Source organism: Streptococcus pseudopneumoniae IS7493, assembly GCF_000221985.1.
Lineage (GTDB): Bacteria > Bacillota > Bacilli > Lactobacillales > Streptococcaceae > Streptococcus > Streptococcus pseudopneumoniae.
Genome location: NC_015875.1, coordinates 1,843,305 through 1,858,047, shown reverse-complemented (window position 1 = coordinate 1,858,047; position 14,743 = coordinate 1,843,305). Strand labels below are relative to the sequence as shown.

The window sequence follows — 14,743 nt, the reverse complement described above, 5'->3', positions numbered from 1 at the left end:
CCACACCAGGTAATGGAGCTAACCAAGCTGGTTCAGATAGTAGAGGGGATACGGCTAGCCAAGGAGACAGACCAGCTCCATCTGATGATGGCAGTCAAGACGGTTCAAACAACCAAAATCAGTCTACTACTCCAAGCACTCCAGCTAATTCAGGTGATTCGACGAATCAAGCTGCTGGTCAATCTACTCAACAGAGGGAAGCAGGAAATGCGACAGGACCAGAGTCTCCACAAGAAATATCTGAAAGTTCTGTGATGGCTCCAGCCCGTAGCCGTAGAAGTGTAGCCTTTGCTGGCGGCGCTCAATCGAGTCAAGAGAAACAGGTTGATAAATCCGTCTTAAGAGATTTGATTCAAAACTTGGAAACTCGTTTGAAAGACTTGGATGGTATTGATCAATCTGTCATCGACGCTGCGAAGGTCATTCTCGGAGAGGGTCAAGCAGCCCTTAGAAATGCTGACTTGACAGAGGCAGGCTTGAGAGAGATTACTGCTAAGGTCAAAGAAGCACTCGAATCCTTGAAAGGCAAGCAAGCGACTAAGGATGAAGAAACGAAAGAAACAAGCAAAGAGCAAGGTCATCTCCCATACGGTACCATGATTGCTAGCCTGCTCGCCCTTCTTGGTCTCCTTCTCTTCCTCATCGCTCGTCGTAAGAAAGAGTCAGAACTCAAGAAATTGACCAAGGAATTGACTAAGGTTCTGCAAGAAAGCGACCTTACAAGTGTAGATGCGAAAGTTCTCGACCAAGCACGAGAAGCTCTCGCTCAAGCCGTTGCCTTCCTAGCCAATGAGAAAGAGTCTGACCACACAGAAGAGGAGTTGATTGAGAAACTCAAAGCTATTCTTGCTCAACTAAGATAAGTCAAGCTTAGACTAGTCGGAAACTAGCTAGAATAGTGATTGATAGAATGTTGGAAAAACTCAATTTGAGGTGAACATTCAGAAAATCTTTCTCTGATAGAACGCATAATATCAAGCTTTTTAAGGCAAGGTATTATGCGTTTTTATCATTTTGAAACTTTTTGTTCCATCCTTTTTGTGATATTTTTCTCTCATTTCACAAATATTTCATATTTGGATTTTATAATAAGTTATAGCTTTCCAGTTTTTACTATACTTTGATATTCAAATATGTTATACTATGACTATTAAAGTAAATGAAAGGGGTTACAAACATGACGCCAGAAGAAATGTACTTGACAGAGCGATTGGATGTACAGATAGCTCATTTTTTAAAGAAAAGTGTTCAACATCGTAGGCGCTATAAGGTATTAAAAATAACAGAAATCGTGGCAGGTTTTCTCATAGCGGTCTTCTGTGCTATTCCTATGCCAGGTGATCGCTACCGTTTGATTTCGGTTGCCTTGTCCAGTTTAGGCTTGCTGTGTGAAGGGATTCTCAATCTGTATAATGCAAAGGAACACTGGATTTCTTACCAAAAGACTGCGCAACTCCTGGAAAGGGAAAAATTCCTCTATCAATGCCAAACGGAGAAATATGCAGGAAAAACCAAGGCTTTTGCCCTATTTGTCAAGACATGCGAAGGTCTTATCTCAGAGGAAATCAACCAGTGGGAAAGTATCCAGTCAAAAGAAGTGGCAGCTAGTGCAGAAGCTCCAGGGAAAAAAGAGTAGGAGGTGGAGGAAATGTTTCAATCCAGTTACCTATTGCCCTTGCTCTGGTTAAAAAAAGAGGCTAATAAAGAAGAGATGAGCGCAACCCAGTGCCAGATATTTTTCTTTTATTATCAACTGTTTGAACTCTTATTTGCTAGAGAAAGCGACTTGAGAGACTTATGTCTGGGAAGGCAAGGTTTTTATTTCTCGCAGTTAGAGAAAGATTTGCTTTCTGGAGTTTCCCAATTTCTAAAAAACTTGGAGGGAAAAGGAACTCTCAAGGCTAACCAAGAAGTATCAGCTCGCAAAGCCCTTTTTCTAGCCTTGACAACTAGCCAGTCAGATTGGCAGGCTTTGGCTCCTGTTTTTGATTTTTATCAGTCTGTAGGGAGACTTGAACATCCTTCTCTCTTGAGTTCTCAGGACAGACAATATCTGATGTGGATTTACCAGTCAGCTTTGGAGAAGGATTATAGTGTCAAGGTAATTGGCGACAAGCATTTTGTATTGAAGAGACAAGATGCTACTAAATTGACAGCGCGCCAAACTCAAACTTTGGAAATTCTGAGTCAATCAGAAGACTTGGTCAATCCTGTCTATGTTACATTAGGAGAAAAGGGGGTGCTCTTACTTGATTAAGAGAGGAGATGTTGTAGCTCTTTATATGCCTTTTCCGACTATTAGTAGCGATTTGGCTGTGAAGAATCATATGTATATTTGTATTGACAACAGCATGACTAAAAACAAAGAGTTAGTTAAAAATCAGACCTTCAAACCAGCTCTCTTGACCAGACGTTTGGTCAAGAACTTTATGATAGAAGAGCCGGATTTAGCTCGTAATCCTTTTACAAGACCAACCTTGATTGACTTAGATAAGGTATTTATGTTGGATAATACGGTCATTCCGACTTCTTATCTAGCCAGACGGCGACGCAATGTCTCAGAAGAATTGTACGAGGAAGTTTTGGATCACCTAGTCCAACCACAGCTGATTTCACTAAACAAGTCTGAGTTTATGCAACTCAATCCAGGAACTTATTAGGAGGTAGAAGATGGCAAATAAAGCAGTAAATGACTTTATACTAGCTATGGATTACGATAAAAAGAAACTCTTGACCCATCAGGGAGAGAGTATTGAAAATCGTTTCATCAAAGAGGGGAATCAGTTACCCGATGAGTTTGTTGTTATCGAAAGAAAGAAGCGGAGCCTGTCGACAAACACAAGTGATATTTCCGTGACGGCTACCAATGATAGTCGCCTCTATCCTGGAGCGCTTCTCGTAGTGGATGAGACCTTGTTAGAGAATAATCCCACTCTTCTTGCGGTCGATCGTGCTCCGATGACTTATAGTATTGATTTGCCTGGTTTGGCAAGTAGTGATAGCTTTCTCCAAGTAGAAGATCCCAGCAATTCAAGTGTTCGCGGAGCGGTAAACGATTTGTTGGCCAAATGGCATCAAGACTATGGTCAGGTCAATAATGTCCCAGCTAGAATGCAGTATGAAAAAATCACGGCTCACAGCATGGAACAACTCAAGGTCAAGTTTGGTTCTGACTTTGAAAAGACAGGGAATTCTCTTGATATTGATTTTAACTCTGTCCATTCGGGCGAAAAGCAGATTCAGATTGTTAATTTTAAGCAGATTTATTATACAGTCAGCGTAGATGCTGTTAAAAATCCAGGAGATGTGTTTCAAGATACTGTAACGGTAGAGGATTTGAGGCAGAGAGGAATTTCTGCAGAGCGTCCTTTGGTCTATATTTCGAGTGTTGCTTACGGGCGTCAGGTCTATCTCAAGTTGGAAACTACGAGTAAGAGTGATGAAGTAGAGGCTGCTTTTGAAGCTTTGATAAAAGGAGTCAAGGTAGCTCCTCAGACAGAGTGGAAGCAGATTTTGGACAATACAGAAGTGAAGGCAGTTATTTTAGGGGGCGACCCGAGTTCGGGTGCCCGAGTTGTAACAGGCAAGGTGGATATGGTAGAGGACTTGATTCAAGAAGGCAGTCGCTTTACAGCAGATCACCCAGGCTTGCCGATTTCCTATACAACTTCTTTTTTACGAGACAATGTAGTTGCGACCTTTCAAAACAGTACAGACTATGTTGAGACTAAGGTGACAGCCTACAGAAACGGAGATTTACTCTTGGATCATAGTGGTGCCTATGTTGCCCAATATTACATTACTTGGGATGAATTATCCTATGATCATCAAGGTAAGGAAATCTTGACTCCTAAGGCTTGGGACAGAAATGGGCAGGATTTGACGGCTCATTTTACCACTAGTATTCCTTTAAAAGGGAATGTTCGCAATCTCTCTATCAAAATTAGAGAGTGTACCGGACTTGCCTGGGAATGGTGGCGTACGGTTTATGAAAAAACCGATTTGCCACTAGTGCGTAAGCGGACGATTTCTATTTGGGGAACGACTCTTTATCCTCAGGTAGAGGATAAGGTAGAAAATGATTAGGAGAGAAGAATGCTTGCGACAAAAAGAGGCGATGATCTCTCTGCGAATATCTGCAAAGTTAATCTCTTGCCTAGCGATTTCCATTGGAGTATGCTCGTGATGTTAAAATAAGTCTATCAAACAGGATGTGTAAAAAAGTAAAAAGGGTAGTGAAACTCCTTGCTATACAGGGGATTAGCTACCTTTTGCTTGTTTTAGAAGTTCCGTTGTACTAGTCTAACTTCAGTATCATGTGAAATCAAAAAGAGCATAGATTTCTGTTTCAGGAACACATAAATTACACTCTTCGAAAATCTCTTCAAACTACGTCAGCCCTATCTGCAACCTCAAAACAGTGTTTTGAGCAACCTGTGGCTAGTTTTCGAGTTTGCTCTTTGATTTTCATTGAGTAATAGATGTTTGGTTAGAAATTCTTCTATTGATTTCTTAGAATACAATAGCGCCTATAAGAACTGTTGAATTTCAAAGTATTTACTTGAACTATGATATGTCTGGAGTAGACTGTCAATAAAAGGTGCAGTATGATTGTTTTTGTCGATTATATCTACAAACTCTAAACAGTAGTTTGAGCGGACTTTGTCAAACTTGGTAGAAACTTTCTATTTTCAGATAATGGTCTAGTTTGTTTTTTGAATGTTGATAAGGATGGAAAGGCAAGACCATCTTGGCAACAAAAGTGCTATCCTAGTTGGATTTACTGAATAAAATCCATTTCCTCTAGTGAAAATCGAAAAAACTTGTGTTATAATAAGAAAGATTAAAATGTGAAAAAAGGAGATTCCTAATGGGACGTAAATGGGCCAATATCGTAGCCAAGAAAACGGCTAAAGATGGAGCTAACTCTAAAGTATATGCAAAATTTGGTGTAGAAATCTATGTAGCAGCTAAAAAAGGTGATCCAGATCCAGAATCAAACTCAGCTTTGAAATTCGTTATCGACCGTGCTAAACAAGCCCAAGTGCCAAAACACGTTATTGATAAAGCGATTGATAAAGCAAAAGGAAACACAGACGAAACCTTTACAGAAGGACGTTACGAAGGTTTTGGACCAAATGGTTCTATGTTGATCGTGGATACTTTGACTTCAAATGTCAACCGTACAGCGGCTAATGTCCGTGCAGCTTTTGGTAAAAACGGAGGAAACATGGGCGCTTCAGGTTCGGTTTCATACCTCTTTGACAACAAGGGAGTTATCGTATTTGCAGGTGAAGATGCCGATGCAGTCTTTGAGCAATTGCTTGAAGCAGATGTGGATGTGGATGATGTAGAAGCAGAAGAAGGTACAATCACAGTTTACACAGCTCCAACTGACCTTCACAAGGCTATCGTTGCCCTTCGTGAGTCAGGTATCGAAGAATTCCAAGTGACTGAATTGGAAATGATTCCTCAGTCAGAAGTGGAATTGTCAGGCGATGACCTTGAAACCTTTGAAAAACTTTACAGCGTTCTTGAAGACGACGAAGACGTACAAAAAATCTACACAAACGTAGACGGGTTCTAAATTAACCTAGCAAACATGATCCTAAGTGAAAAAATCACTTGGGATTTTTTAAATCAAAAAAATAGTTCTCTAGGAAACTTTTTCTTGACATCTCTTTTCAAAGTGGTAAAATAGTTCTCACGGAAACTTATTTAGTTCCTAGGGGAACTAAATGTGATAGTTAGAAAGGAGTTTGTATGGACAAACCGATGTTAGTCTTTAAGCGTTTTGGTCATCAGATTCACCTCATGGTGCAAAAGGAAGCCAAACGTTGTGGTATTGAATTTATGGGTGGGCCTCAAGGTCAGGTTGTACGTTTTTTGGATAATCGTGAGAAAAACCAAGACTTGGTCTTGATTAAAGATATCGAGCAGGAACTCAATATTACCAAGTCTGTTGCTAGTAATTTGGTCAAGCGTATGGTGCAAAATGGTTTGGTGGAATTGGAGGAGAATCCCAGCGATAAGCGGGCTAAATTTGTTCGTCTGACGAACAAAGCACGTTCTCAGATGCAAGAGGTTAAGGCTTTTTTTGAACGCATAGACAAGCAGTTGATGGAAGACATTGATGAAGATGAATTACTGATTTTTGAGAAAGTTCTCGGTCAACTACAGGCAAATATCAAGGGAATAGGAGGAGAGAATGAAGAAATTAGCCAAACGAATTAGTAGAAAAGAATGGGGGATGATTTTACTAGCCATTCTCTTTACTTGCTTTTCGGTCTATCTGGAGTTGGAAGTGCCGACCTATATCTCGAAAATTACGGATTTGCTAGGTAGTCAAGGAACTAATTTAGATGAGTTGTGGCAGCCGGCGAGTATGATGGTGGGAATGTCCTTTCTTGCCTTCTTGTCCGTAGTTGCAGTTGGATTTTTTGCATCCCGAGTGGCGGCTTCTTATACTAGTAGGCTGAGAAGTGATATTTTAACCGAGTTTTGGATTACTCGCAGACAGAGATTAAGAAATTCTCTATTCCCAGTCTTTTAACTCGTACCACCAATGATATTACTCAGGTTCAGATGTTGATTACTATGGGCTTGCAAGTGGTTACGCGTGGTCCAATTATGGCTATTTGGGCTATCGGGAAGATTTTAGGTCATTCAGAATACTGGCTCTGGGCCGTACTTGTGGCAGTGATTGTCAACGTTTTAATGACAACAGTCTTGATGACGCTAGCCTTTCCGAAACAGTCCTTGATTCAAAGTCTGACTGATAAACTGAACAGTATCACTCGTGAGAGTTTAACAGGTATTCGTGTCGTTCGTGCCTATAATGCAGAGGATTACCAAAATGAAAAATTTGCAGCAGCAAATGATGAATTGACACGCTTGAATTTGTTTGTCAACCGTCTTATGGCCATTTTAAATCCCATCATGATGGGGATTTCAAGTGGTTTGAGTGTGGCGATTTACTGGATTGGGGCCTATGTAATCAACGATGCTGCTGCGACAGCGCGTCTGCCTCTCTTTAGTGACATGGTTGTTTTCATGTCTTATGCCATGCAGGTTGTCATGGGCTTCCTTCTCATGGGGGCGCTCTTCATCGTTCTTCCCCGAACCATGGTCTCTGCTAAGCGGATTAATCAAGTTTTAGATTTGCATTCTTCTATCCAAAATCCTGCTCAAGTGCAGCAGGCTGATGAAAACCTCCAAGGTCAGGTCGAATTTAAGGATGTGACCTTCCGCTATGCGGCAAATTCGGAGGCGGTTATTGAGAATGTTAGCTTTAGAGCAGAAGCTGGTCAAACAGTGGCCTTTATTGGGTCAACAGGTTCTGGTAAATCAACTCTGGTCAATCTGATTCCACGTTTCTATGATGTATCAGCAGGAGAAATTCTGGTGGACGGTGTCAATGTTCAAGACTATGCCTTAGAAGATTTGCGCAACAAGGTTGGCTATATTCCTCAGAAAGCGGTTCTCTTTTCAGGTGATGTCAAGGGCAATCTAGACTTTGGACAGAGTCAAGAAACACCACTTAGTGAGCAGGCTATGTGGCAAGCTTTGGAATTGGCCCAGTCTAAGAACTTTATCGAAGACAAGGAAGCGGGCTTAGCGTCAGAAGTGGCCCAAGGAGGAACCAACTTCTCAGGTGGTCAAAGACAGCGTCTAGCAATTGCGCGTGCATTAGCTCGGAAGCCAGAAATCCTCATCTTTGATGACTCCTTCTCAGCCTTGGACTACAAGACAGATCGAGTTCTTCGTCAAGAGCTAGCAGAGAAAACCAAGTCTATGACCAAACTCATCGTCGCACAGCGTATTTCAACGATTATGGATGCTGATTTGATTTTGGTCTTGGATCAAGGAAAAGTCGTGGGACAAGGCACCCACAAGGAACTTCTAGCTAATAACGAAGTTTACCAAGAAATTGCCTATTCACAACTATCGAAGGAGGAATTGGAACATGGAAAATAAGAAAATGTCTCTTTGGAAACAGAGTAAACCCTATCTTGCAGGCCTCCAGTTTGCCCTTCTGATAGCCTTTCTAGCAACAATCGTATCCAATATCATTACTGTTTATGGGCCGATTCGCATCAAGGAAATGACTAATATTATTGCCAGTGGTCTGGAAACAAGTGTGGATGTCGCGGCGGTTGCAGCTATTGGTGGTTTTTTGGCCGTGATTTATGTGATCGGACTTCTATCAAATTATTTACAGGCCTTTCTGTTTACAACAGCTATTCAACGTTTTTCAGAGCGTTTGAGAAGAGCTATTGCAGAGAAAATCAATCGCCTACCATTGGGATATTTTGATGGACACTCTCAGGGGGATACTTTGTCTCGTGTAACCAATGACGTTGACACTGCAGCTCAGTCCCTCAATCAAAGTCTGGGAACAGTTCTTTCATCTAGTTTACTGGTCGTGGCAGTCTTGGTAACCATGTTTGGAATGAACTGGATTTTAGCCTTGGTGACGGTTGTGTCAACCCTTATTGGTTTTGTTTTCGTGTTCGTCTTTATGGGCAAATCGCAGGGCTTCTTTAAGAGTCAACAACAGGATTTGGCGGCTGTCAATGGCTATGTGGAGGAAATGTACTCTGGCCATAATGTGGTGACCAGTTACAATGCCATCGAGAGCACGAAAGAAGAGTTTGCGAAATTAAACCATCGTCTGTATGATAGTATCTGGAAATCTCAATTTATTTCAGGGATTATGATGCCGATTATGATGTTTATTGGGAACTTTAGCTATGCCTTGGTGATTATCGTTGGTGCGGCCTTGGCCTTAAATGGGCACATCAGTATCGGGATTATCGTTGCCTTTATGGCCTACGTTCGTATCTTTTCTCAGCCTCTTTCACAAATCGCCCAAGGGATTACTAGTTTGCAGCAGGCTAGTGCAGCCATGGGACGTGTCTTCGAATTCCTAGCTGAAGAGGAAATGGAAGACGAATCCCATAAAGAAAGACAATTGAGCGATATGAAAGGTCAAGTAGTCTTTGATCGAGTCTCCTTTGGTTATACACCAGAGCGAACCATTATCCATGACTTTTCTGCGACTGCTCATGCAGGTCAAAAGGTTGCCATTGTCGGACCGACCGGAGCTGGGAAGACAACCATTGTCAATCTTTTGATGAAGTTTTATGAGATTGATAAGGGAAGTATCCGCATCGATGGCGTGGATACCAAGGAGATGAAGCGTTCGGAAGTACATGATGCCTTTTCAATGGTCTTGCAGGACACTTGGCTCTTTGAAGGGACTATTCGCGACAATCTCATATATAACCAAACAGGTATTAGTGATGAGCGTGTGATTGAAGCCAGCAAGGCTGTAGGGATTCACCACTTTATTATGACCCTACCAGATGCTTATGATACCGTCTTGGATGATACAGTGACCTTGTCTGTCGGACAAAAACAACTCTTGACCATTGCTCGTGCTTTGTTAAAAGATGCGCCACTCCTAATCCTAGATGAGGCGACTTCTTCTGTTGATACCCGTACAGAGGAATTGATTCAGAAAGCCATGGATCGTTTGATGGAGGGCAGAACTTCCTTCGTCATCGCCCACCGCTTGTCAACCATTCGTAATGCTGATCTTATTCTGGTTATGAAAGATGGAAATATCATCGAGCAAGGCAATCATGATGAGCTAATGGCGCAAGCTGGTTTCTACGCTGACCTCTACAACAGTCAATTTACAGAATACGAAGCAGAAGAATAAATCGAAAGAAGGCTTGACGGCCTTCTTTTTCTTATTTATACTAGTATACATAGAAAGAGAGAAGTATGAGTCAGAAATTATACAATATGAAATTTGTTGCGGTCTATCTAGCCTTGCTTGCCAAGGTCGAGCGAAAGGGGGGAAGGGCAGAATCCGTTCACCAAGTGACCAGTTGGCTGACAGGTTATGAAGTGAGTGACATCCTCACTTGTCTGAATAAAGATCTTACTGATGGAGATTTTTTTCGACAGGCGCCGTCTTATGCTCCTGAACGGATAGCGATTACAGGAAAGATTTGTGGGGTTAGTATTGAGGAAATTGATGATCCTTTGTTGCAAGAAATACGTCGCTTGGATAAATTAGTAGATTGGCTTGCCAAGGGGAAAACATCTCAACAAGTTCTAGAAAAATATGAGAAATTGAAATGAAAAATTATCAAGAATGGTATGGCCACATTGCTAGTAAGATTGAAAATAAGCCCTTTCTTCTGAGCTTGTTAAGAACTTTCAATCGGTTGATGACAGTAGTTATGCCTATAGTTTATCTAACCTTGTTAGCCACTACCTATTTCCAAGAAGGCTTAGGGAAACAGGTCTGTATCTATGTGTTTGTCCCTGCGTCAGGTTTTGTAATTTTGTCTCTTTTCCGTAAGAAAATCAATGCCCCTAGGCCTTATGAGGAATGGGATATTAAACCCTTGCTTGACAGAGATAGTCCTGGTCAGTCTATGCCCAGTCGTCATGTCTTTTCAGCAACCATTATCTCCATGGCTTGCTTGCATGCTAGTCTAACTATGGGGATGATTTGTTTGACATTATCAGCCCTCCTCGGTCTAGTGAGAGTCTTAGGGGGAGTGCATTATCCCAAGGATGTAGTAGTTGGTTATATTTGTGGTCTTGTGTGGGGTGTGCTTTTCTTTCTATTTTGACCTGTAAGTTAATACTCAATGAAAATCAAAGAGCAAACTAGGAAGCTAGCCGCAAGCTGTACTTGAGTACGGTAAGGCGACGCTGACGTGGTTTGAATTTGATTTTCGAAGAGTATAAGGCGGTCCTAGAACCACTTACGTGCCTAAAGTAACCACTTGCTTTTTTGCTCTTGTTTTCTTATTTTGCCTTTGATATAGTAGAGTCAGAAAGGAGATGGAATGAAGTTACGAATCGAAATTGACAGCAATTTAGAGGAAACTGAAATTGTCATCAAGGCAGCGGCTTTGACAGATGAGATTGCGGATTTACAGCGCCTCTTGCAAGAATCCAAGTCTCCTAGGTTGATTTTTTACAAGGGAACAGGTGAATATTATCTGGACTTGTCGGAAATTCTCTTCTTTGAGACAGAAGGTAGCAAGATTTACGCCCATACCCAGAAAGACGCCTACGAGGTTCGGCTTAAACTCTATGAGTTAGAGGCTATCCTTCCTCGTTATTTTAGTCGGGTATCCAAGTCAACGATCGCTAATATTCGGCAAATCTATTCGGTGGACAAGTCCTTTTCAGGAACGGGCACCATTTCCTTTTATCAGACCCACAAGGAGGTTCATGTGTCACGGCATTACCAATCCCTCCTAAAAGAAAATCTAAGAAACATGAGGTAAGAACATGAAAAAGAAAGCATTTGGTATTGTGTTGCTTATTTTGGCGGCTTTAATATTATTACAAGGAAATTTTGGAATCCCTTCTCTGGGAGGGCATATTTGGCCCTTGCTTGGTATTGCATTTTTTGCCTATCAATCAGTTGAAGCTTTGCTTCGTCGTCATCTGACATCAGCAGTTTTTACAACTTTTGTAGCTCTCATGATTGCTAATCATTTTTATGACATTTTACCGATTCCAAATCAGTCATTGTTCTGGGCTAGTATTTTAATCGTAATGGGTGTCAGCGTACTCACTCATTCTAACAGAACTTGGAACGGGAAAAAATGGTGGTATGATGGTGAAAAGACCATTCTTACAGATAAGGAAGTCGCTTTTGGGACTGGGACTTTCTACAAGCAAAATCAAGAATTGGTAGAAGACCAAGTAGAAGTTGGCTTCGGAAATGCCAAGATATATTACGACAATGCAGAGATTTTAGGAGACACTGCAACCCTGAAAGTAGAAGTTGGTTTTGGCAATGCAGTTATCTATGTTCCCCAACATTGGAGAGTTGATTTGAAGGTGGAAACTTTCTGTGGTGTAGCCAAGGCAGATGCCCCTCTAGCCCCAACCAGCAAAACCTTGATTATCCGTGGAGATGTGGCCTTTGGGAAGTTGGGAATTGTCTACGTTAAATAAAAAATCTTCACTTCAATCATCAAAATAGGCGTACTAAGAGTAGGAAATTGAAGCCTTGCTCTGATTTCAGTTCTATGGTTGTTAGACTTTAAAAAATGAAATGTTGCCTTTAAAAGTTGTATATTTTTCGATATTTTGGCTCTTACGTTTGATGTATCTATGTCCTACAGCGTGGATGATGTAGTGTAAAATGCTTTAAAAAAATGAAGGATATTGGACAGTTTTTTGAACCTTTAATTGCTCAGGAGCCATGAAAGCAAGCGCTTGGGTTTATGACAAGGGAAAATGGTACTATGTAAGTTCTTCTGGTGCCATGATTGCGAATGATTGGGTCAAAGATAATGGCAAGTGGTATGATCTAGCTTCATCAGGTAAGATGCTTCGCAATACCTACACACCTGATGGTTACTACGTTGGCAACTTAGGTGCCTGGCAATAAGAATAATACTCTTCGAAAATCTCTTCAAACCACGTCAGCTTCATCAACAACCTCAAAACACTGTTTTGAGCTGACTTCGTCAGTTCTATATACAACCTCAAAGCAGTGCTTTGAGCAGCCTGCGGCTAGCTTCCTAGTTTGCTCTTAGTATAAGAAGTCCTTTTCCTTAAAGGAAGAGGCTTTTTACTTGCTTTTCTGCTGCTTCCTCATTTGTCCTGAAGCCTTTTTTGTGTTAAAATGAATGGTATGAAAGCTAAAAAAATGTGGATGGCAGGCTTGGCTCTGCTAGGTATCGGAAGCCTTGCTCTTGCTACGAAAAAAGTTGCAGATGACCGTAAGCTCATGAAGACTCAGGAAGAGTTGACAGAGATTGTGCGAGACCATTTTTCCGACATGGGGGAAATTGCGACCCTCTATGTTCAAGTTTACGAAAGCAGTCTGGAGAGCTTGCTTGGTGGCGTCATTTTTGAGGATGGCCGTCATTATACCTTTGTCTATGAAAATGAAGACCTAGTCTATGAGGAGGAAGTCTTATGATACAGCCAGCAAGTTTAGAAGAATTAGCATCTTTAGTGGAAAAAGCGGGCAAGAAGGTCTTCCTTTTTGTGGCAGACTGGTGTGGCGATTGCCGTTATATTTATCCTGTCTTACCAGAGATTGAGGAGACCAATCCAGAGTTCACCTTTATTCGAATGGACCGAGATCAGTATATGGATTTGGCCAAACTCTGGGATGTTTACGGAATTCCTAGCCTTGTTGTTCTAGAAAAGGACAAGGAAATCGGTCGTTTTGTCAATCGCGACCGTAAAAGTAAGGAGCAAATTAACGATTTTTTAGCAGGATTGAAATAGGAGAAAAAGTAAACAATGATTTTTACATATAACAAAGAACATGTCGGTGATGTCCTTATGGTCATCGTGAAAAATAGCGGAGATGCCAAACTGAATGTGGAACGCAAAGGCAAGGTAGCCCGTGTTTTCCTCAAAGAAAATGGGGAAACAGTAGCTTGGAACATTTTTGAGGTTTCGAGCTTGTTTGAAATTGCAGAGCGAGGTCAAGTCTTTTTATCAGATGAGCAAGTCGCTTGTTTGAACCAAGAATTACAGGCGGAAGGTTTTACAGAAGAAATTGTCAATGACAAGGAACCTAAGTTTGTTGTTGGTGAAATTGTTGAGATGGTAGCCCATCCAGATAGTGACCACCTCAACATCTGCCAAGTTGCAGTCGCAAGTGATAAGATCGTGCAAATCGTTGCAGGGGCTCCCAATGCGCGTGTGGGGTTGAAAACCATTGTCGCTCTTCCTGGAGCTATGATGCCCAAAGGCAATCTTATTTTCCCAGGCGAACTTCGTGGTGAAAAGAGTTTTGGAATGATGTGCAGTCCTCGTGAATTGCATCTGCCAAATGCTCCACAAAAACGTGGTATTATTGAATTATCAGAAGACCAAGTTGTCGGAACACCATTCGACCCAGCTAAACACTGGACTGCCTAAGAAGTTGTTAGTATCTGATAGACCAGATAGAAGGAAATAAGATGGCAAAAAATGTAGTGATTACAGGAGCGACATCAGGTATTGGTGAAGCAATTGCGCGTGCTTATCTGGAGCAGGGTGAGAATGTCGTTCTAACTGGACGACGGACAGACAGATTAGAAACTCTTAAGTCGGAGTTTGCAGCATTCTATCCAAATCAAACAGTTTGGACTTTTTCACTAGATGTGACGGATATGGCCATGGTCAAGACTGTCTGCTCCGATATTCTAGAAACGATAGGTCAGATTGATATATTGGTCAATAACGCTGGACTAGCTCTTGGCTTGGCACCCTATCAGGACTATGAAGAGTTGGATATGTTGACCATGCTGGATACCAATGTCAAAGGTTTAATGGCAGTCACTCGCTCTTTCTTGCCAGCAATGGTAAAAGCCAATCAAGGACATATCATCAATATGGGGTCAACCGCAGGAATTTATGCCTATGCTGGTGCCGCTGTTTACTCAGCTACCAAGGCTGCGGTTAAGACCTTTTCGGATGGACTGCGAATTGATACCATCGCAACGGATATCAAGGTGACGACCATTCAGCCTGGAATTGTTGAAACAGATTTTTCTACAGTGCGTTTTCACGGTGATAAAGAACGAGCTGCGACGGTTTATCAGGGAATCGAAGCCTTGCAGGCACCAGACATCGCAGACACAGTAGTCTATGTGACCAGTCAACCTCGTCGTGTTCAGATTACAGATATGACCATCATGGCCAATCAACAAGCGACAGGTTTCATGGTTCATAAAAACTAAAAAATTTT

Annotated in this window: 17 protein-coding genes and 2 pseudogenes; all 19 read left to right on the top strand. The window is 41.6% G+C overall.

Annotation, left to right across the window (positions count from 1 at the left end; translation table 11 throughout):
• The first annotated feature begins 12 nt into the window (after positions 1-12).
• The 19 genes and pseudogenes from SPPN_RS09680 to SPPN_RS09580 all read left to right on the top strand — a co-directional run bounded on the left by SPPN_RS09680 (position 13) and on the right by SPPN_RS09580 (position 14,735).
• Positions 13-255 carry a hypothetical protein gene (locus SPPN_RS09680; RefSeq protein WP_000424052.1) on the top strand — a complete coding sequence of 81 codons (243 nt, stop codon included), beginning with the start codon at positions 13-15 and terminating at the stop codon, positions 253-255.
• Positions 255-863: a hypothetical protein gene (locus SPPN_RS09675; protein WP_000035094.1), complete on the top strand. Its 609-nt coding sequence runs from the start codon at positions 255-257 to the stop codon at positions 861-863. Before SPPN_RS09680 ends, SPPN_RS09675 begins: the two co-directional genes overlap by 1 nt.
• 314 nt (positions 864-1,177) lie before the next feature.
• On the top strand, positions 1,178-1,636 hold the full coding sequence (locus SPPN_RS09670) for a DUF4231 domain-containing protein (RefSeq protein WP_000186957.1): 459 nt from the start codon (positions 1,178-1,180) through the stop codon (positions 1,634-1,636).
• A 12-nt stretch (positions 1,637-1,648) separates the two neighbouring features.
• On the top strand, positions 1,649-2,257 hold the full coding sequence (locus SPPN_RS09665; RefSeq protein WP_000487849.1) for a hypothetical protein: 609 nt from the start codon (positions 1,649-1,651) through the stop codon (positions 2,255-2,257).
• Positions 2,250-2,660 (top strand): hypothetical protein, encoded by a 411-nt coding sequence (locus tag SPPN_RS09660; protein WP_000595760.1) that lies wholly within the window; start codon positions 2,250-2,252, stop codon positions 2,658-2,660. Before SPPN_RS09665 ends, SPPN_RS09660 begins: the two co-directional genes overlap by 8 nt.
• 10 nt (positions 2,661-2,670) lie before the next feature.
• Positions 2,671-4,086: a cholesterol-dependent cytolysin pneumolysin gene (gene ply / locus SPPN_RS09655; protein WP_001284351.1), complete on the top strand. Its 1,416-nt coding sequence runs from the start codon at positions 2,671-2,673 to the stop codon at positions 4,084-4,086.
• A 784-nt stretch (positions 4,087-4,870) separates the two neighbouring features.
• Positions 4,871-5,587 carry a YebC/PmpR family DNA-binding transcriptional regulator gene (locus tag SPPN_RS09650; RefSeq protein WP_000532877.1) on the top strand — a complete coding sequence of 239 codons (717 nt, stop codon included), beginning with the start codon at positions 4,871-4,873 and terminating at the stop codon, positions 5,585-5,587.
• A gap of 176 nt (positions 5,588-5,763) precedes the next feature.
• Positions 5,764-6,234 carry a MarR family winged helix-turn-helix transcriptional regulator gene (locus tag SPPN_RS09645; RefSeq protein ID WP_000360544.1) on the top strand — a complete coding sequence of 157 codons (471 nt, stop codon included), beginning with the start codon at positions 5,764-5,766 and terminating at the stop codon, positions 6,232-6,234.
• Positions 6,209-7,977: pseudogene (locus SPPN_RS11445) on the top strand (ABC transporter ATP-binding protein). The gene SPPN_RS09645 and the pseudogene SPPN_RS11445 overlap by 26 nt, the downstream one beginning before the upstream one ends.
• A complete protein-coding gene (locus tag SPPN_RS09630; protein ID WP_000428272.1) occupies positions 7,967-9,727 on the top strand; it encodes an ABC transporter ATP-binding protein in 1,761 nt (586 codons plus the stop codon). Before SPPN_RS11445 ends, SPPN_RS09630 begins: the two are co-directional and overlap by 11 nt.
• A gap of 65 nt (positions 9,728-9,792) precedes the next feature.
• Positions 9,793-10,155, top strand: a complete 363-nt coding sequence (locus tag SPPN_RS09625; RefSeq protein ID WP_000078815.1) for a DUF2200 family protein — start codon at positions 9,793-9,795, stop codon at positions 10,153-10,155.
• Positions 10,152-10,655, top strand: a complete 504-nt coding sequence (locus SPPN_RS09620) for a phosphatase PAP2 family protein (protein ID WP_000800914.1) — start codon at positions 10,152-10,154, stop codon at positions 10,653-10,655. The genes SPPN_RS09625 and SPPN_RS09620 overlap by 4 nt, the downstream gene beginning before the upstream one ends.
• A gap of 219 nt (positions 10,656-10,874) precedes the next feature.
• A complete protein-coding gene (locus tag SPPN_RS09615) occupies positions 10,875-11,321 on the top strand; it encodes a LytTR family DNA-binding domain-containing protein (RefSeq protein WP_000776605.1) in 447 nt (148 codons plus the stop codon).
• A 4-nt stretch (positions 11,322-11,325) separates the two neighbouring features.
• Complete coding sequence (locus SPPN_RS09610) at positions 11,326-12,000, top strand: LiaF transmembrane domain-containing protein (RefSeq protein WP_000725711.1); 675 nt, start codon at positions 11,326-11,328, stop codon at positions 11,998-12,000.
• A gap of 241 nt (positions 12,001-12,241) precedes the next feature.
• Positions 12,242-12,439: pseudogene (locus tag SPPN_RS12375) on the top strand (N-acetylmuramoyl-L-alanine amidase family protein); the annotation flags it as partial.
• Positions 12,440-12,676: 237 nt separating this feature from the next.
• The gene (locus SPPN_RS09595) at positions 12,677-12,976 is read left to right on the top strand and encodes a DUF4651 domain-containing protein (protein ID WP_001013973.1); all 300 of its coding nucleotides are present in this window, start codon (positions 12,677-12,679) and stop codon (positions 12,974-12,976) included.
• The gene (locus SPPN_RS09590; RefSeq protein WP_000615773.1) at positions 12,973-13,290 is read left to right on the top strand and encodes a thioredoxin family protein; all 318 of its coding nucleotides are present in this window, start codon (positions 12,973-12,975) and stop codon (positions 13,288-13,290) included. The genes SPPN_RS09595 and SPPN_RS09590 overlap by 4 nt, the downstream gene beginning before the upstream one ends.
• Positions 13,291-13,305: 15 nt before the next feature.
• Positions 13,306-13,932, top strand: a complete 627-nt coding sequence (gene ytpR, locus SPPN_RS09585) for a YtpR family tRNA-binding protein (protein ID WP_000578305.1) — start codon at positions 13,306-13,308, stop codon at positions 13,930-13,932.
• 41 nt (positions 13,933-13,973) lie between these two features.
• A complete protein-coding gene (locus tag SPPN_RS09580) occupies positions 13,974-14,735 on the top strand; it encodes an SDR family NAD(P)-dependent oxidoreductase (RefSeq protein ID WP_001107792.1) in 762 nt (253 codons plus the stop codon).
• Positions 14,736-14,743 lie beyond the last annotated feature (8 nt).